Source organism: Paenibacillus sp. FSL R7-0204 (genome assembly GCF_038002225.1).
Lineage (GTDB): Bacteria > Bacillota > Bacilli > Paenibacillales > Paenibacillaceae > Paenibacillus_AQ.
Map to the genome: position 1 here is coordinate 2,923,866 of NZ_JBBOCA010000001.1, position 18,141 is coordinate 2,942,006.

General features: G+C 52.4%; 17 protein-coding genes, 1 riboswitch and 1 other annotated feature. Of the genes, 8 read left to right on the forward strand and 9 right to left on the reverse strand.

Features of this window, described 5'->3' with window-relative positions; translation table 11 throughout:
- The first annotated feature begins 67 nt into the window (after positions 1-67).
- The 3 genes from MKX42_RS12940 (at position 68) to glpK (ending at position 3,850) form a co-directional block, all read left to right on the forward strand.
- Complete coding sequence (locus tag MKX42_RS12940) at positions 68-784, forward strand: response regulator transcription factor (RefSeq protein ID WP_036727360.1); 717 nt, start codon at positions 68-70, stop codon at positions 782-784.
- Entirely contained in the window at positions 785-2,224 is a 1,440-nt protein-coding gene (locus MKX42_RS12945) for a HAMP domain-containing sensor histidine kinase (protein ID WP_340752846.1), read from the forward strand. It abuts the gene before it with no gap.
- A 120-nt stretch (positions 2,225-2,344) separates the two neighbouring features.
- A complete protein-coding gene (gene glpK / locus MKX42_RS12950; protein WP_340752847.1) occupies positions 2,345-3,850 on the forward strand; it encodes a glycerol kinase GlpK in 1,506 nt (501 codons plus the stop codon).
- A 79-nt stretch (positions 3,851-3,929) separates the two neighbouring features.
- On the opposite strand, the gene MKX42_RS12955 is transcribed toward glpK, so the two are convergent.
- From MKX42_RS12955 to MKX42_RS12980, 6 genes are all read right to left on the reverse strand, one after another.
- Positions 3,930-4,922 carry a 3-oxoacyl-[acyl-carrier-protein] synthase III C-terminal domain-containing protein gene (locus MKX42_RS12955; protein WP_340752848.1) on the reverse strand — a complete coding sequence of 331 codons (993 nt, stop codon included), beginning with the start codon at positions 4,920-4,922 and terminating at the stop codon, positions 3,930-3,932.
- A 139-nt stretch (positions 4,923-5,061) separates the two neighbouring features.
- Positions 5,062-5,412, reverse strand: coding sequence for a hypothetical protein (locus tag MKX42_RS12960; RefSeq protein ID WP_340752849.1), 351 nt, complete (start codon positions 5,410-5,412; stop codon positions 5,062-5,064).
- 151 nt (positions 5,413-5,563) lie between these two features.
- A complete protein-coding gene (locus MKX42_RS12965) occupies positions 5,564-5,944 on the reverse strand; it encodes a carboxymuconolactone decarboxylase family protein (RefSeq protein ID WP_340752850.1) in 381 nt (126 codons plus the stop codon).
- A gap of 50 nt (positions 5,945-5,994) precedes the next feature.
- A complete protein-coding gene (locus MKX42_RS12970; protein WP_340752851.1) occupies positions 5,995-7,638 on the reverse strand; it encodes a thiamine pyrophosphate-binding protein in 1,644 nt (547 codons plus the stop codon).
- Between the two features lie 117 nt (positions 7,639-7,755).
- Positions 7,756-7,852, reverse strand: a riboswitch (cyclic di-GMP riboswitch).
- A 501-nt stretch (positions 7,853-8,353) separates the two neighbouring features.
- Positions 8,354-9,604, reverse strand: coding sequence for a methyl-accepting chemotaxis protein (locus MKX42_RS12975; protein ID WP_340752852.1), 1,251 nt, complete (start codon positions 9,602-9,604; stop codon positions 8,354-8,356).
- Between the two features lie 74 nt (positions 9,605-9,678).
- Positions 9,679-10,632: a helix-turn-helix transcriptional regulator gene (locus MKX42_RS12980; protein ID WP_340752853.1), complete on the reverse strand. Its 954-nt coding sequence runs from the start codon at positions 10,630-10,632 to the stop codon at positions 9,679-9,681.
- A 133-nt stretch (positions 10,633-10,765) separates the two neighbouring features.
- On the opposite strand from MKX42_RS12980, the gene MKX42_RS12985 reads away from it, so the two are divergent.
- The gene (locus tag MKX42_RS12985; protein ID WP_340752854.1) at positions 10,766-11,608 is read left to right on the forward strand and encodes an SDR family NAD(P)-dependent oxidoreductase; all 843 of its coding nucleotides are present in this window, start codon (positions 10,766-10,768) and stop codon (positions 11,606-11,608) included.
- An 81-nt stretch (positions 11,609-11,689) separates the two neighbouring features.
- Here MKX42_RS12985 and serA read toward each other — a convergent pair whose 3' ends face one another.
- Both serA and MKX42_RS12995 read right to left on the reverse strand, forming a co-directional pair.
- Positions 11,690-13,282 (reverse strand): phosphoglycerate dehydrogenase, encoded by a 1,593-nt coding sequence (gene serA, locus MKX42_RS12990; protein WP_340752855.1) that lies wholly within the window; start codon positions 13,280-13,282, stop codon positions 11,690-11,692.
- Positions 13,283-13,492: 210 nt separating this feature from the next.
- Positions 13,493-13,720: a binding site (T-box leader), on the reverse strand.
- Between the two features lie 113 nt (positions 13,721-13,833).
- Positions 13,834-14,739 (reverse strand): hypothetical protein, encoded by a 906-nt coding sequence (locus MKX42_RS12995; RefSeq protein ID WP_340752856.1) that lies wholly within the window; start codon positions 14,737-14,739, stop codon positions 13,834-13,836.
- 67 nt (positions 14,740-14,806) lie between these two features.
- On the opposite strand from MKX42_RS12995, the gene MKX42_RS13000 reads away from it, so the two are divergent.
- From MKX42_RS13000 to MKX42_RS13010, 3 genes are read left to right on the forward strand one after another with little or no spacing between them, the layout of a single operon-like run.
- A complete protein-coding gene (locus MKX42_RS13000) occupies positions 14,807-15,400 on the forward strand; it encodes a CPBP family intramembrane glutamic endopeptidase (protein WP_036698166.1) in 594 nt (197 codons plus the stop codon).
- Positions 15,397-15,774, forward strand: a complete 378-nt coding sequence (locus MKX42_RS13005) for a hypothetical protein (RefSeq protein WP_340752857.1) — start codon at positions 15,397-15,399, stop codon at positions 15,772-15,774. The genes MKX42_RS13000 and MKX42_RS13005 overlap by 4 nt, the downstream gene beginning before the upstream one ends.
- Positions 15,775-15,824: 50 nt before the next feature.
- A complete protein-coding gene (locus MKX42_RS13010) occupies positions 15,825-16,619 on the forward strand; it encodes a metallophosphoesterase (RefSeq protein WP_340752858.1) in 795 nt (264 codons plus the stop codon).
- Between the two features lie 92 nt (positions 16,620-16,711).
- Here MKX42_RS13010 and MKX42_RS13015 read toward each other — a convergent pair whose 3' ends face one another.
- A complete protein-coding gene (locus MKX42_RS13015; protein WP_340752860.1) occupies positions 16,712-17,578 on the reverse strand; it encodes a polysaccharide deacetylase family protein in 867 nt (288 codons plus the stop codon).
- 85 nt (positions 17,579-17,663) lie between these two features.
- Here MKX42_RS13015 and MKX42_RS13020 point away from each other — a divergent pair, with 85 nt between their 5' ends.
- Positions 17,664-18,035, forward strand: coding sequence for a hypothetical protein (locus MKX42_RS13020; protein ID WP_076079163.1), 372 nt, complete (start codon positions 17,664-17,666; stop codon positions 18,033-18,035).
- Positions 18,036-18,141: the final 106 nt, after the last annotated feature.

The following is an 18,141-nucleotide window of genomic DNA, read 5'->3' on the forward strand; positions in this document are numbered from 1 at the left end:
TTCTTTCGGGCATGCGTATGATCCAGGGTGACGTTCTACTGTAATTGATGAAGGGGTTGTTGTGTAAATGGCTGAGCACTTGAATAGAATTCTGGTAGTGGATGACGAAGAACGCATCCGCCGCCTGCTCAAAATGTATCTTGAAAAAGAAGGCTACGAGATTGATGAGGCGGAGGACGGAGAAATCGCCCTGCGCAAAGCAACTGCCAATGACTACGGTCTGATCCTGCTGGATGTGATGCTGCCGGGTATTGACGGGATTGAAGTGCTGACCCGGCTCAGAGGTGTGAAATCCACGCCGGTCCTGATGCTTACCGCTAAGGGTGAGGAGATCAACCGGGTGCAGGGCTTTGAGATGGGGGCAGACGATTATGTCGTCAAGCCGTTCAGTCCGCGCGAAGTGATCTACCGGGTCAAGGCGATTATGCGCCGTTCTTCCGCAACAGCATTTTTGTCCAAAGAGAGTAATTCAAGCAACAATATCGTGTTCCCGTTCCTGATTATTGAGCATGATGCTCACCGCGTAAGCGCAGGAGGGCAAGAGGTAAGTCTGACGCCCAAGGAATACGAGCTGCTGCATTATCTGGCTATCTCACCGGACAAGGTATTCTCGCGTGAGGAGCTGCTGAAGGATGTATGGAATTACGAGTTCTTCGGAGATCTGCGCACCGTGGATACCCATGTCAAGCGTCTGCGTGAAAAACTGAATAAGGTATCCCCGGAATCGGCAGCGATGATTACAACGGTATGGGGAGTAGGCTATAAGCTTGAGGTGCCTAAATAAGTGAACTTCTGGAGAAGCCTTGTCGGTAAGCTGTGGATCACGATCATCTTTCTGGTTGCTGTCGTGCTCATTACACTCGGGCTGTTCCTGCTGCCATACATCGACAGTAATTTCACCAATTCCGGGGCAATCAAGCGCTTGTTCATGTATACGTGCATGATCGGGTTCTCTCTGACCACATTCTTTGCCCTGTTCCTGTTCACGAAGATCACTCAGCCGATGCAGCAGGTTATTGAAGCAGCGAATGATATCCGCCGCGGCGAATATGGAACAAGACTGACCCTGGTCACGAGCGATGAGATCGGCCAGCTCGCCACATCGTTTAACCACATGGCGGAAGAGCTGGAAGAGAATATACGCAGTCTGAATAATGAAAAAGGGCATTTATCCAGTGTCCTGCGCAGCATGAGCGATGCGGTGATTACCTTCGATATCGAAGGCCGGATCATCCTCACCAATCCGCATGGCCAGACCCTCCTCGAAACGTGGAGTGATCTTACCTGGGAGGAGGAAGAGGATAACGGGCCTGTTCCGAAGGCCTCTGCTTCCAGTGAGGTCCCGCCGCCGCTGCGTCCACTATTCCTCAGAACCCTTGAGAACGGGGGCGATCAGCGCTCCAATGTCCATGTCCGGCAAGGGGTATGGTCGGTGCACATGGCACCGCTCTATTCCGAAGATCATCTGCGCGGAGCCGTTGCTGTTCTGCGTGATGTGACGGAAGAGGTGCGCCTGGAGAAGATGCGGCGTGATTTCGTGGCGAATGTATCCCATGAGATCCGCACCCCGCTCTCGATGATGCAGGGCTATAGTGAAGCGCTGCTGGACGGAATGGCCTCCTCACCAGAGGAGAGCAGTGAGCTGATTCAGGTTATTCATGATGAATCCTTGCGTATGGGCCGTCTGGTGAAGGATCTGCTGGACCTGGCACGTATGGAAGCAGGACATACGGATATGCTTAAGGCTCAGGTCGATGTGGGAGAATTGCTGGAGCGGGTATACCGCAAATTCTCCGTCAGAGCCAAAGAGCGTGATATTATGCTTGAACTGAAGCGGCCAGAGCAGGAGCTGCTGCTGGGGGCTGCCGATGAAGATAAGCTGGAGCAGGTGCTGACCAATCTGCTGGATAATGCCTTCCGCCACACCCCGGCTGACCGGAAAATCTCCATTCTGGCAGGCACAGTAGTGCTGGAAGGCAGAAGTCTGGTGGAGATAGCGATCAGAGACCAGGGAGCCGGAATCAATCCTGAGGATCTGCCGTTTATCTTCGAACGCTTCTACAAAGCCGATAAAGCTCGCCTGCGCGGAGAATCGGGCGGTACGGGGCTGGGGCTGGCGATCGTGAAGAATATCGTCGAATCGCATCACGGCAGTATTTATGCCTCCAGCAAGCTGGGAGAAGGTACCACATTTACCCTGCGGCTTCCTGTCGAAAAACAGTAAACCAAGACCATGCATGACAGCGCCTCTGAGAGCAGAGGTGCTTTTTGTTGAAATCACCACATTAATATTGTTCATCGTGAAACATATTTTCAAGCTAAGGCTTGCAGGAGGCTGGGCATTATGATCTTATCCTTGGACCAAGGTACTACCAGCTCACGGGCAATTCTCTTTGATGCAGAGGCGGAAGTGATCTCGCAGGGGCAATATGAGATCAAGCAATCCTTTCCCCGCCCGGGCTGGGTTGAGCATGACCCGGAGCAGATCTGGGAGAGTCAGCTTGCAGCGGCCAGAGATGCCATTGCAGCAAGCTCCGAACCGGCTGATCACATAACGGCTATCGGCATTACCAACCAGCGGGAGACGGCGCTCATCTGGGATAAAAGTACAGGTAAGCCGATTTATCCGGCAATTGTCTGGCAGGACCGGCGGACAGCAGATCAATGTGAGGAGCTGAAGTCACGCGGGATGGCCGGAATCATTGCGGACAAGACGGGGCTGGTCATCGACGCCTATTTCTCGGCGACTAAGCTGGCGTGGATTCTGGATCATGTACCGGGAGCAAGAGACAGGGCAGCCAAGGGAGAGCTCCTGGCAGGGACGATAGACACCTGGCTGATCTGGAAGCTGACCGGAGGCGCCGTACACGCTACAGACGTTACTAATGCTTCAAGAACGATGATGTATAACCTGCATGAGCGTCAGTGGGATGAAGAGCTGATGGATACGCTGCGCATTCCGCCGTCTATTCTGCCGGAGGTGAGGATGTCGGGCGGAGATTTCGGTATCTGTGACCAGCAGTGGTTCGGTCTGGAGATTCCTATCCGGTCGGTGCTGGGGGATCAGCAGGCAGCACTCTTTGGCCATACCTGCCTGGAAGCCGGCAGTGCCAAGAATACCTATGGAACTGGCTGCTTCATCCTCATGAATACAGGCACTGAAGCTGTGGCCTCCAGTCACGGCCTGTTGACCACGGTAGCCTGGGGCATGGGCGATGAGCTCTATTATGCGCTGGAGGGCAGTGTGTTTGTAGCTGGAGCGGCTGTGCAGTGGCTGCAAGAGGGACTGGGGTTAATTGTCGCGCCTGCTGACTCGGAAGAGAAGGCCAGTGAAGTGGATGAGAGTGAAGGGGTTGTGGTGGTTCCTGCCTTTACCGGACTGGGTGCGCCTTACTGGGATATGTATGCGCGGGGCGCCATATTCGGCTTGACGCGGGGGACCACCTCCGCACATCTGGTGCGGGCGACGCTGGAATCCCTGGCCTTCCAGTCCCGCGATGTCATCGACGCGATGCAGAAGGATGCCGGTATGCCGCTCACCGGACTGAGAGTGGACGGCGGGGCGGTACGCAACAATCTGCTGATGCAGTTCCAGGCTGATATCCTGGGCAGCGAGGTGACACGTACAACCTATGCGGAGACTACAGCACTTGGCGCTGCACTGCTCGCCGGGCTCACCTCCGGGGTATGGACCCGTGAGCAACTGGAGAGCTTCAACACCGCTGAGAAGGTCTTCTCCCCGCAGATGGAGCCGGAAGAGAGGGAACGCAGATATGGCGCCTGGCAGGATGCTGTGTCGCGCACGATGGGCTGGGAGAAGCATGAGGGCCAGCACGAAGGCAGACTTTAGATGTAAGAACAGAAACGGCCCGCAGGCAGAAACTCTGCTGCGGGCCGTTTTTTACTCTGGAACAGAATGATCAGTATGATTAGTACTCCATTACAAATGCGACATTCTGCCATCCGGCGCCAACGGTCCAGAACAGGACCTTGTCTCCGCGTTCAAGCTGCCCGGTAGTGACGGCTTTGTGAAGGGCGATGAACGGGCTGCTGGTCGAGGTATAGCCGAACTCATCGCCTATGTAGACTGCGGCCTCAGGGTGAATGCCGGTTTTGCCGGAGACAGCCTGGATGTTCGGAAGAGACAGCTGTGAGAAGCAGGCGGCCTTAACCGATTCAGGGGCAATCCCGTTGTTGCTCAGCAGAGTGTTGATCGATTCGGAAGCGGCATCCACACAGATGGAATCATCGAACGGAATGAACTTCACATTGAACTCTCCTGCGGCAACACCGGTGCGTCCGAGCTTAGCCAGGCCTTCTGCCGGAAACAGAGAGTTGCCGTACACGCATGTGTCTGTCTGGTAGATAGAATCAATGAAACCGACCGAATGCTCGTCGCGCTCCAGAATGACAGCGGCAGCGGCATCACCGAAGTTCGCGTAATACACCGGATCATTCTTGTCCGCATGCGGTGCCACGTAATCTGAGCCGATGACCAGGGCGCGGCGGATTCTCGGGTTCGCCATCATCTGGCGGCTGACCTGCTCAACCGAGGCGGTCATTCCGGCACAGTTGGCATTGCTGTCAATACAGATGGTATGCGAAGCTCCGTTAATCAGGCGGTGAATCATCAATGAGTTCGTAGGAAATATATATTCAGGGGTCTGGCTTGCATAAGCGATCAGGTCAATGTCAGGGCCGGTAAGACCGGTCTTCTCCAGAACATTACTTGCGGCTTCAAAAGCCATTGTCAGGGAGTTCTCGTCCGGGCTGTCGATGCTGTAGCGGTTTTCACGGCCCAGAGTAGCCAGCAGTCCACGGATATCAATACCTTTGTCATCAAAATGCTGAATGAAAAAGTCATTGCCGATTTTTTTGTCTGGATGGTAGATATCAATGTCCTTAATGCGAATCCCCGCCATAGTACAGACCTCCTAAAGTTTTGTTAGCTATACCTCTCACAAATCTGCTTCTTACAAAACTCTCTTCCAGCCTTAGCAGCCTGTTCAATGAATGAACATGTGCGTTTCATGCGGCTGATTTTGGTTTAAATTGTATTAATTAAGCTTGTACGGTTGAAGTGATCTCCAGGTTCTCAAGTCCGGCTTTGCGGCCCAGGCGTGCAAGCTGCATTTTGAGGATCGGGTTATTTTCCAGGGTCAGACTCACTTTCTGGAAGCCGTCAGCCTTGAACATGATAAAGCAGCCTTCAAGCAGCGGTACAACATCAGGGGCCGTTACATTCAATTTGCGGCAGTCGATCTCTAATGCATATTCAGCAGGGCTAATCGGGTTAATGGTCTGCTGGTAAGCCTGAATAGATTTGAGTCCGTCCTCGTTAGAAAAGGTTCCCTCCAGCTCAATATTGATTACTTTCTTCGCATTGTCTGTCTTCAAAATAAATTGTCCCATGTTGATCTCTCCCTAAATGTAAATTGTAATACCTCCAAAACATCATTCCAACGACTCCATTCGACAAAATCGCAATTTGATTTGGGATATTTTGCCTTCATTATAACCAGATCCTGCTGAAATGTGCAATCAAAAGTCGAAAATTGTAGATTTATGAAGATTTTTCTTTGATCTCCTCCAGGGTATCCAGCAGCACATTAAAAGCCGAAATCACCCGGGGGGCACCGACGCAAGGGGTCAGATGCAGCAGCACACCCTTGATCTGCTCGACGGTCATGCCAACGCGGAGCGCCATTACATAATGAACCCCCAGCTGTTCATATTGTCCCATCGTAATCAGAGACGAGATCACCGCGATCTCCTTCCAGTCAGAGCCAATCGTGGTCCGCTGAAAAATATCGCCATAGGCATTGCCCATGATATATTCGGCTAATTCCGGAAAATGCTCTTTGATCGGATCCAGGGCCTTGGCCCCATAATCTCCTGAGAGATCAGTGAAATGATCGAGACCGCTATTCATGTTCTTGTTCACGTTATGTCCTCCTGATAGTAGGTTAGAAAAAGTCTGTGAATACGGCTTCCTTACGTAAGATCTAGCGTGCGGTGAGCCGTGGGAGGCATCTCATCACGGTCAGTCAGCAGCTCAATGACAGAGGTCTTGTTAAGCGCGATAGCCTCGCGGATTGCGGCGGCGAACTCCTCCTGCGTCTCGCAGCGGAAGCCGGCTGCACCCAGCGATTCGGCGAATTTCACGGCATCCATCGGAACCTCGAAGATCGTCCCGTCAATCCGGCCGGTCGTTTTCTCCATACCCTTAAGTGCCATATCCAGCTGCATATTGTTCACCACGATGAAAATCACCGGAATATCCTTGCAAACGGCCGTGTTTATTTCAGCTCCGAGCATCATAAAACAGCCGTCACCGGTTATACAGAAGACGGTCTCCCCGGGAGAGGCAGCCTTGGCGCCGATGGCCATGCCAATTGAATTGCCCATGCAGGCAAAGTAGGCATCAAATATGAAGCTGCCGGGCCTGCGGACATTGAACCATTTCACCGCATTGAACCCATGGCTGCCGTCATCTACGAACACGCTGCTGTTGTAGGGGATTAGTTCGCTCATCGTGCTCATTACCGAAGCCAGAGATAGTCCCGCCAGCACGGGCAGCTCGTCATTGTAATCATTGGAAATTGTAATTTCATGCTTGGTGACCGTAGAGGGGTCCAGCTTCTGAAGATACAGTGCCAGGTTGTCCCTTAAGTCTCCGCCGACAGCTATGGTGGATGAGGACAGTATTTTGCCGACAAAGGTTGGATCTACATCGAACTGGATCAGCTGCTGCGGATGATTCTCCGGCTTCAGGTTACAGATGGTCATATCGCTGAGACGGGAGCCCAGAACAATGAACAGGTCGCTGTTGTTCAGCAATTCATCGCCGTGCGAGGAGCCGCCGACACCGACAGGGCCGTGATAGAGCGGATGATCATAAGCTATGGCGCCTTTGCCGCCTGGAGAGGTGACTACAGGAATGTTGAAGGTTTCGGCCAGCTGCACCAGTTCCTGATGGGCCCCGGAGCGGTTGACGCCTTTACCGGCAATGATTAGAGGGCTGGCGGATTGATTAATCTCTGAGATGACCCGGTCATAATTCTGATAGCTGACTAGTCCCTCGCGTTCCGGCAGAACGATCCGGCATTCCGTGAGCCGCTCTGTCTGCACATCAAACGGAATGCAGAGATGAACCGGACCTTTCCGGTCAGCGAGGGCGATGGATAGGGCATGGTTGAAAATCGTGCTGAAGTGATCGCCGCGTTCAACGAGCTTGCTGAAGAGGGTGGCCGGCCGGAACATATCCGCCAAATCAGCCAGATAAGAAGTGGAATCCTGGCATTGGGGAATGCCCAGCTCCTTGATGGACTGATGGCCGGTGATGAAGAGGACGGGAAGATTATTGGCCTTGGCATGCGCTGCTGCGGTGAGCAGATTCGTTCCGCCCGGACCGGAGGTGCCGAAGGCTACCCCGAGACTGCCGGTCTTCAGAGCATAACCGCCAGCGGCGAAGCCGGAGCTGGATTCGTGCCGGCCGGGGATGAACTCTATGCCGTAGTCAACCATTTTCAAAGCGATGGGGCAAATAGATTTGCCTATGATTCCAAAAGAATGAGTGACTCCCAGATTGTGTAATGCTTCCGCCATATAATCTGCAACTGTCTTCAGAACATCCACCCCGCATGTTGTTATTTGTATAAGTCAGCAATAGAAAACCTGTACTCAACATTGGAGCACAGGTCTGTTGCACGAATCACCATAATCAAACGCGAAAACTCAAGGCGTTCACAGTATTTCAGCAACCTGGCTGTCATGATCCCACTTCAGAAATGAGACTGTAGATCCATGGCTTTGCGTCATTCCCTTTCGGAGAATTTTGCCGGTATGTGGTTATAAATGAATCTGTGGAGAATTTTCCTTTACAATATATTCCTTGCTCCTCTTTTGTCAATAACCCCTGTGAGAAGAAACTCGGAATTTGGCGAATATTCAGGAGTGAAAATGGCTGAATATTTGGAATTTCAAACTTTTGAAAATGGTTGTCCCTGGAAGACTAAAGTCTTAAAATGCAAATGGAAATTTCGGGCTATTATTATGAGGAGTAAGCACAAAGACTCATTACAATCCTGAGTTACTGCAAAATGTTAAGAATTCACTAGATATACAGCATTGCAAAATTCAATGATAGGACTTAAGTAGCGGTCATGTGAGAAGTTGGCTTATAGATAAGCTATGACAATAGAACGACTATAGTAAAGAAGTGCAAAGCACGTTTTTTACCCTTATGCACAATTTCAACAATTTGTGAATATTACATAACAATCTTAGTTTGGCAGAGAAAAAGAGACACCACCCGCAGAAAATTCCGCAGGCGTGTCTCTTTGTGCCGAAGCTAGAATTTGAAAATATGAATTGTTTTTTGCAGATTAAAGACAGCGGAGGTCATCTTCTCTGTCTCCTCAGCCACGGATTGCAGAGCGTGAATCTGTTCGTTCATTGCGGCGGATACCTCTTCGGTCCCTGCGGCGGTCTCCTGGGTGATGGCTGAGATATTCTCGATCGCCCCGGAGATCTTGAGCGCACTCTCCAGCATAAGGTCACTCTCTGCGGAGAAGGAAGCGATCTGCTCGGTTATGTATTGGACACTATGCACAATTTGAGCAAAGATGTTAGCCGTTTCCGTTATCATCTCATTCTGTACCTGAACTACCTCTTCGTTAATGGCGATATTATCGATGGCCTGCCTGATATCCGCTTCAATGCTGCGGACCAGTCCGAACACCTCTTTGGTGGAAGCGGTGGATTCCTCGGCCAGCTTGCGGACCTCTTGGGCAACAACTGCGAACCCGCGGCCATGCTCGCCTGCGCGGGCAGCTTCAATAGAGGCATTGAGCGACAGCAGATTGGTCTGTTCGGCAATTTCGGTAATCGTCTTGGTTATCATCGTAATGCCGCGAGCGTTCTGTGATAGGGCTTCGATCGTATCCGCCACTTTTTGGGTAGCCTGGATGTTCTTGCGCATGCCTTCGGCTTGGGTATCCACCGATTGCCGTCCCTGTTCTACCAATTCCAGCGTATGTACAGATCTTCTATTCATTTCCTTGGTGGAATTCGTATAATTGGAGACTTTGATTTCGATATCCTTGATCGATTCGGTCATATCAGCGATATCCACCGAGATTTCGTTAGCACCGAGAGCCAGTTCATTGGAGGAGGAGGCGACCTGCGCCATTACAAACTTCAGGTTCTGATTCTTGTCTTCAATCCCTCGGCTGGCGTCCATAACCTGACGGGTAATCTGTGAGGCATCGGTGAGGATTTTTTTGAGCTTGTCAATCATGGTGTTGAAGGAGCGGCTAATGTCGCCCATGGAGCCATTCTCGTCGGCACGGCTGGTGAAGTCGCCTTTGGCAATCGTGTGCGTCACATTGGAGATATCCTCAAATGAAGATGTAAGCGTTCTCTCAATGAAGCGCGAAAGCGGGTAAGTCAGTGCTGCCAGGACGGCGACAAGAATAATGCCGATGATCAGCCTGTCCATCAGGATTAGCGTGATTAAGACAGGGACAGCGAATAACGCGGCAACCAGGTAACATCCGGTGACGATTTTTTGTTTCAACGGCAGCTTGTTCATCCAGTCCATAATGTAAAGTTCCCCCTATAAATAATAATGTGTATTGTAATATTATAGGGGATACTAGTGCATTTGGTCTATTATTAAAAATCGTATAATGCTGCCGCTTCACGCAGAGCCGAAGCAACTGTATCCGCAAGCTCAAGCGGTGCGGTCACCTTGATGCCCTGACCCAGGGAAAGGATGATCCGGCATGCAGACTCTGGCGTGTTGAATTCAGCCTTGGCTCTGATCCAGCCTGGGGCCTCAGAAGGCTCCTGGTGCAACAGGGCAACGTATCGGTCCTTCTGCAGCTCCTTCATCGTATTCTCTCTTAGAAGCAGGCTGGCGGGGTACCGGGGCAAGGCAGACTTGAACGCAGCGGTGGAGGCTTCCCAGTACTCAGACAGGACGAAATCCTCCGGCTGCTCAAAAGACTCATCTGTGACTTTGGCCTCAGTGATTCTGGAGACCCGGTAGGTCCGCAGCTCACCGTCATGCCCCGCGACCAAGTACCAGACACCGCGCTTGACTACCAGCCCCAACGGTGCAACCAGCCGCTCGGCAGCGTCCTCTCCGCGCAGATAGGTGATGCTCACCTTGCGGTTCTCCCATAAGGCTCCCTGCAGAGCGGCTAGGCAGGGATAGGTCTCCCCGGAGGGATGCCATCCGGCTCCATCGATGTGAATCCGCTCGCTGAGGAAGCTGAAAGGAGAGATGGGCTGCCTGGTAGCGGCAGCCTGCAGCTTGCGGGCGGCCGAGGAGAACTCCTCCTGAATGCCCAGAGCGTGCAGGATCGCCGGATCAGCGGGCACCAGCAGCGCGGCAATCTCCTTAGTGTTCATCCCGCTCAGGGAATTCCGGTAGCCATCAGCCAGCTTCCAGCCGCCTTCCCGGCCGCGCTCCGCCAGCACGGGGATGCCGGAGAAGCTAAGTGCCTCCATATCCCGGAAGATTGTACGTTCGGATACCTCAAGCGTTTGCGCCAGTTCTTTGGAGCTGATTTTGCCGCGGCTCTGTAAGAGTTGAACGATAGTGATCAGACGATCCGCTCTCATTCTGCTGCCTCCCTAGATGTATTATTTATATATGTCAATGGTTGTCATGTATAAGGTATATATTAGACAAGAGTACGGATTAGCGCAAATGATCTTCTAATCCGGGCATGATAGATGAAAGGGAGCGGATCAAATGACAAGTCTGCAAGGGAAAGTGGCATTGGTAACAGGAGGGAGCAGGGGAGCGGGCAGGGGCATAGCGCTGGAGCTGGCGAAGGCAGGTGCTTATGTCTACATTACAGGCAGGAATGCAGGTACACCGCAGGAGGCACAGGCGAGAACGCTTGAAGGGGTGTTGGCTGAGATTCGCCGCTCAGGCGGGGACGGTGCCGTGATCCGCTGTGATCATACCAATGACAGCGAGACAGAAGCTGCAATCCGGCAGATTAGCGCAGAGCAGGGCAGGCTGGATATCTTGATTAACAATGTCTGGGGAGGCAACAATTTGCCGATCTGGAATAATCCTTTTTGGGAGCTGCCTACGGAGCATTGGGACAATATGTTCAATTCAGGTGTAAGGGCACAGCTGATGACCAATTATTATGCAATTCCGCTGATGCGCAGCGAAGGTGCGGGGAAAGGGAAATTAATCGTTCATACGACCTTCTGGGATGAGTATAAATACACCGGAAACTTCTATTATGATCTGTCCAAAAATGCGCTGGTGCGCATGGCCTACGGATTATCCCTTGAACTGGCTGTAGATGGCATCGCGGTCATACCACTCTCTCCGGGCTGGATGCGGACCGAAGTGGTTCTGGATGATTTCCATACCGATGAAGAGCACTGGCAGGAGGTCACGGAGCTGCAGACTACCGAATCGACAGCATATGTCGGCCGCGCGGTTGCAGCGCTTGCTGCTGATCCTGAAGTGATCTCCATGACTGGTACTCCCCAGAAGGTAGGAGAGCTGGCACGGAAATATGGCTTTACGGATATCGATGGCCGGCAGGTGCCAGCATTCCGGATTTCATAGTAAAACGCAAAAAACACTCTTTGGAAGTGCGCAGCCTGGGGCTGCACTCCCGAAGAGTGTTTTATTGTGAAGAAATAAGAATTAGAGCAGAATGATCTCCTCAGCGGTGTTGATCTCCGGCAGTCCGGCCAGCTTCACCAGGACCTCCTTCGGCACACCCTTATCAACGGTCAGGAGCATAATGGCGGCTCCGCCGATGATAGTGCGGCCAACCTGCATGGATGCGATATTGACGCCGTTCTCGCCAAGCAGGGTGCCGACGAGTCCGATGATACCCGGCTTATCGTTATGCGAGATGACCAGCTGGTGGCCTTCCGGAGCAATATCGACCGGGAACTTGTTGACCTTAACGATACGTTCGCCGTAGCCCTGCAGCAGGGTACCGGCAACCAGACGCTCTTCATCATGCTCAGCCTTGAGTGTTACCGTGATGAGGTTGGTGAAGCCTTTGGTTTTGGAAGCTTTGGTCACCACTACGTTCACGTCGCGGGTCTTGGCCAGATGCATCGAGTTGACGATGTTCACATCTCCGGCGAAGTGGCGGGTGAGCACGCCCTTAACGACATAGCGGGTAAGCGGCTGGGTATCCACATCCGAGAGATCACCGGCATACTCCACATGGATCTCGCGGATCGCCCCGTCCGTAATCTGAGTAGCGAAGCTGCCCAGCTTCTCGCCGAGGGTGAAGTACGGCTGCAGCTTGTTCATTACGCTAGGTGCAACCGGCGGAATGTTCACCGCGTTGATGAACGGTTCGTTGCGCAGGATATGGAGGACCTGCTCCGATACATCGATGGCCACGTTCTCCTGGGCTTCAATTGTCGAAGCACCCAGATGCGGAGTCACGATAATCTTCGGATGCGTAAGGAACGGATGGTCTGCTTCAGGCGGCTCCTTCTCGAAGACGTCGAACGCAGCACCGGCTACAATGCCGCTGTCAATCGCTTCTACGAGCGCCATTTCATCGATGACACCGCCGCGGGCACAGTTGATGATACGCATGCCTTTTTTCATGACTTCGAATTGCGGACGGGAGATCATGTGACGGGTCTCCGGGGTAAGTGGCGTGTGAACAGTGATGAAGTCTGCACCGCGCACAATGTCGTCTACCGAAGCCAGCTTCACTTCCATTTTCTCTGCACGGTCAGCCGTCAGGAACGGGTCATAGGCCAGGATGCTCATGCCGAAGGCTTTGGCGCGCTTGGCAACCTCGCTGCCGATCCGGCCCATACCGAGTACGCCCAGTGTCTTGCCGCGCAGCTCTACGCCGAGGAAGGTCTTTCTGTCCCATACGCCGGAAATTGTCTTCGCATAGGCTTGAGGAATATGACGGGCCAAGGCCATCATCATGGCAAAAGCATGTTCACAGGTCGTAATGGTGTTGCCGTCCGGAGCGTTGATAACGACTACTCCGCGCTGCGTGGCGGACTCCAGCTTGATGTTGTCCACGCCGACTCCGGCCCGGCCGATAACCTTGAGATTAGTACCGGCTGCGATAATTTTGTCCGTCACGGTAGTCTGGCTGCGAACGAGTAAGCCGTCATATTCGCCAATGATTGCAACTAGCTCATCTTCACTTAGTCCTGTTTTCTTGTCTACAGTCACATCGCTTGCGTCCATCAATTGCTGAATGCCCAAATCGCTGATCGGGTCCGATACTAATACTTTAAACATGGTCTCTTGTCCTCCTTCAAATGGGAAAGCTTATTGTATATGCCAAGGATCGCCGGGTTAGGCAATCCGCAGTACCAGAACTTACAAGAGCATAATGAACACGTTGACACCGGGGTAACGCGCTGCCGCGCAAAAGAAACAGCATGCAGAGGTACCAGATTCATAGGAATATGGCAATAAAAAAACTCCCAACCCCATACTACTGCCGTAGTAAGGGACGAGAGTTGTCGTGGTACCACCCTAATTCACTGCGACGGTTAAGAAGCAGCCTCATTGGCCTGCAAAGGCCACACTGGTAACGGAGTGATCCGATTGTATCTACTCTAGTGTTCAATACAATATCTCAGGAGCGCTAAAGATTAATGTCCGCCACCGGTTCTCACCACCCACCGGCTCTCTGAAGACTGCTAGTAATCTTTGTTCCATCATCGGTTTTGCTTGATTAATTTGTCATAATGTAACATGGTGATGCCAAGTGTGTCAATAGGATTCTTCTGAGCGGGTCCGCCTTGAAGTGGACCGTAATTTTCGTTATGATGCAATAACTGGTCCTACTCGTAGAAGAAAGGGAGCTGCGGCATGATTTCCTTGCCGTAATATTGTTCCCGCCACTTGATGAAGTCCTGCTCCTGCACCGCACCGGTGGAGATGAGCAGAGTGACGGAAGACTGAATATTATTCAGCTTCAGCGAGCTGGCGGTCCCGGAGTAGATCATATCATCAATCTTGGCAGTGATATCCTGCGGATCATATCCGACATAGATGCCGCGGTTCAGCATCATATCGGCGATGGAAGCATTCTTGAGCAAGAGCGGCATTTTTTTCCACTGAATGAAAGAGATTGTCTTCAGCTCACCAGACTGCTGCGGAATGGACGAATGAGTCTTCGACCCCCATTTGAGCATGGAATCATAAAAGTTCTTCTGGGCCAGCAGCCCGAATCTCACGGCACTGGTTGTGAAGTTGTCGCTTCTCAGCACTTTGGCGGCTTCGGCGCCGGAAGCACCCGCAGTCACCTTGCCGGAGGCTTGGGAGAAGAGTGTGAGACTCTTAAGAATATTGAGCTGAGATTCATAGAGCATCGGTGAATTAGTAAAGAGCGAATCCTGAGTAACCTTATCATACTGCTTGTCCGCCAGAATACTCAGATTCTTCAGCGTTGCCGCGTTCTGGCGAGCGTCCGTGCTGCGGGCAAGACCGTCCAGCTGCTGGTTCCAATTGCGCTTGAATTCCCGGTAGGGCAAAAATACGTTATGATAAAAGGTGACAAGATCCTGCTGCTGGTAGGAGCCGGAGAATTCCTGGGCGCTTGGGTGGTCCTTCAGCTGTGAATACTTGGCCTCTGTCTTGTCAGCTCCAACCTTGACTCCCGTGAAAAATGAAGCGAATGCGGATATTAGAAAAAACAAAAAACCTAGTGTGTACATCATTTGAGTGCGGGAGGTACGGCTGTTCATGATTAGGTGCTCCTTCGTATAGGTAAATTAACTTATGTAAAAACATTTATAGAACAGGCAGGTTATAATGAAAAAATTCAAATTGGGTGATATCAAAATTAAAAAGGCCGATCCACAGCAGTTAACAGACAAGCTGTTACTCATTAATCTGTATATTACTCAGGGCCTTACCTTATTTATCGGTTTGATATGGATATTATTGCAGAAAAGAAATCCTATTCACATATTAAATTTTCCGGATAGTGTACATTTCGTGTACTGGGGACTTGGCCTAGCCGTTATTATGCTCGCTGTGGACTTCCTGCTGACCCATATTGTTCCTGAAGACAGCATGGATGACGGGGGGATCAACGAGCTGCTGTTCGGCAAACGGCCGCTGTGGCATATTGTGGTTATTTCGGCGGTGGTTGCGGTGTGTGAGGAGCTGCTCTTCCGCGGAGCGATCCAGCATTCTCTTGGACCGTACTGGACGAGTATACTGTTTGCCGTTATTCATGTCCGTTATCTGCGGCACTGGATTCCAACGGGCTGGGTCTTCCTCAGCAGCTATGGTCTTGGGCTTATCTACATCCATTCGGGCAGTCTGTGGGCACCTATATTGTGCCATTTCCTTATAGATTTGTTCTCCGGTATGGTTATTCGTTACAGGAGGGTATCATGACAGAACAATTAAGCCGGGTAAGGTCCCGCCAGAAACAGCAGAAGAGAGAACAACAGCCTCCGGCCAGAGCAGGCAAGCGTCAGCCGGCTTCCGGGGCAGCAGAAGAGCGTACAGGAAGTCAGGTGCCGGTGGCAGGGACCCTGTCCAGAAAGGAACGCTTATCTGGGCGCAGGGCCGCCGCGAGGCCGGAACGTGAGGCGGCACAGCAGGAAGGGGAGCAGACACCGTCGCGTGCAGACAGTTATCCGTCAGAACGAATCCGGTTCAGCAAAATGTTCATCAATTCGCTGATTGTTTTATTTCTGATGCTGCTGGGCTTCCTCCTGTGGTGGGGAATTAACGGGGCACCGGATCTGGGCAGCCTATGGGGTTGACTGCGGTGCTCCTGATTCTATTTGGGGTGTGTCTTGGGGGAGCAGGGGTCATGGGTCTCCTGATGGTTGCTGCTGCCTTCAAGAAACGGTTGAATAATCAGGATATTGTACTGGAGCGGCTTCCTGCCGTGTTCGAAGGCTACCGGATACTGCTCATTACGGATATTCACCGCCGCCGTCTGCCGGAGGAGATGCTGACGCCGCTGCGGGGGAAGGTGGACGCTGTCTTCCTGGGCGGTGATATGACGGAGAAGGGCGCTTCCATAGAACGCCTGCTGGAAAATATGACTCTGGCAGCCTCGATTGCGCCTGTGTATGCCGTTCATGGGAATCATGATTACCGGGCGAATATTACGCTGGTGGATAATATCATCCGGGGAAGCGGAGCCAGGCTACTGGTGGATGAGAACTGTGTCATTGAGCGGGACGGTGCGCAGTTAATTCTGACCGGGGTGGATTTCCCGCGGCAAGGCGGCAAGAAGGCCTATGGGCCTCTGCCTGCCGTGGCTGAAGCGGATGCGGAAGCCTTCCGGATCATCCTCGTTCATGATCCGCTCTGGCTGTCCCGGCAGCAGCAGGTCCCGGCTGACCTGATTCTGGCCGGGCATACCCATGGCGGCCAGGTTGTGCTGCCCTTGATCGGGAACCGGCATACCGATGAGTTCTACCGCAGGTATAATGCGGGGATGTATGAGATCCCCCGGAGCTATAATACGGCTCTCCCGCCGCTGAAGATGCTGATCAGCCGGGGGTTCGGTACGGCGCATCTGCCGCTGCGCTGGCGCAGTCCGGCCGAGATGCATGTGCTGACCCTGCGCTGCGGACGGCAGCATTCCGGTTCTTAGAGAATTAGGATAGATACTTAACACAACAAAAAGCGGCTGCCCACATTTGCGGGACAGCCGTTGTTTTGTTTGTCTGCGGACGAATTCAGTGCTTAGCGCATCTTCAGCTCAATGCTGCGCGGGTCTACAAAGCTGTAGCCCTTGCCCTCAAGCGTAGTGAGCAGAGTGTCAAGCGCCTCTACCGTCCAAGGCAGCTCATGCATCAGAATATTGCTCCCGGAATGCAGCTGACCGGTGACATTGCTGATCAGCTTGCTGGTCTTATCCGTATCCTTGGCCTTCATCTCCCAGTCGAGGGAGCCATTGGACCAGGTCATGTAGAGCATACCGTTTGCCGCGGCGATTTTTTTGCCTACGTCACCGCCTGCGCCATGCGGCGGACGGAAGAAGTGAGGGGTCTCACCCGTAATTTCCTTGACGATATTCTGAACATCTTCAATCTGCTTCTTCACTTCGGCTTCCGGCTTATCCTTCAGTACAATGTGATCCCAGCTATGATTGCCGAGCACGCCGCCCCGTTTGTGGATCAGCTCCAGCAGCTCGGGATGCTCCTTCACACGGTAGCCGTTGACGAAGAAGATCGCCTTGGCCTTGTGCTTGTCCAGCGTATCCATCAGCGGATTGATTAATTCCGCTTCCTTGGGCCCGTCGTCGAAGGTCAGCAGGACTACCTTCTTGTTCGTTGCCGGATCGTTCGGGACAATATCATAATTCTTGTTCATATGGTACAGCAGCGGCACCTGCGCATCGCTGGCTGCCGCAGGCGTGGCCAAGGGCGATGCAGTTGCCTCAGGTGCAGCTGATGCTGTTACCTCAGGTGAAGGAGATGCGGCTGTTGCTGCCGCAGGCTGCGGCGTCTTCTCCGCTGCCTGACTGCCTTTATTCCCGCTGTTGCTGCAAGCTGACAGCAGACAAGCCGCCAGGAGCAGCGTTATTGTTGTTTTACCCACTTTTTTCATCTCGCTTTCTTGTTGTTTGGCTGTATGAGCGGCTACCTTTCCGCGAACACTAAGCATGATTTTACCATACAAGGAGGTTGGAGATATGAATACTTCGTCATTTCTGTGCGGGGTGCTGATTGGTGCAGCCGCCAGTATGATTATGTCCAAAAAACGCAGCGCCATGATGTCTGCCTTACTGCACTCGAATGGTTCTTCCTACAATGCGGGTGACAAGGCCAAGGACAAAATTATGGGGATGGCCATGACCGGCTTCGGCAGCACGGCAGCGGGCAGCAGCCACGAACATTCAGGCTCTCATGTATCCGGCGGTGGCGATCATAAAGAGGACTCCCCGTTAAAGTCCAAAGAATCAAATCTGAACATGCTGAAGGATTTCATCCGCAGCAACCCTGACGTGAAACATGAAGTTGAGCAGATTCTCAAAGATACTCATACTGCCATACCGGGTTTGTAACCGGATTTAACCGCTGCAGAATCATTTTGGCGATGCCGGCATCGCTGAAGTGATTCTTTTTTAATATGGCTTTACATATAATGGGCAGCAAAATGGGCTGAATCTA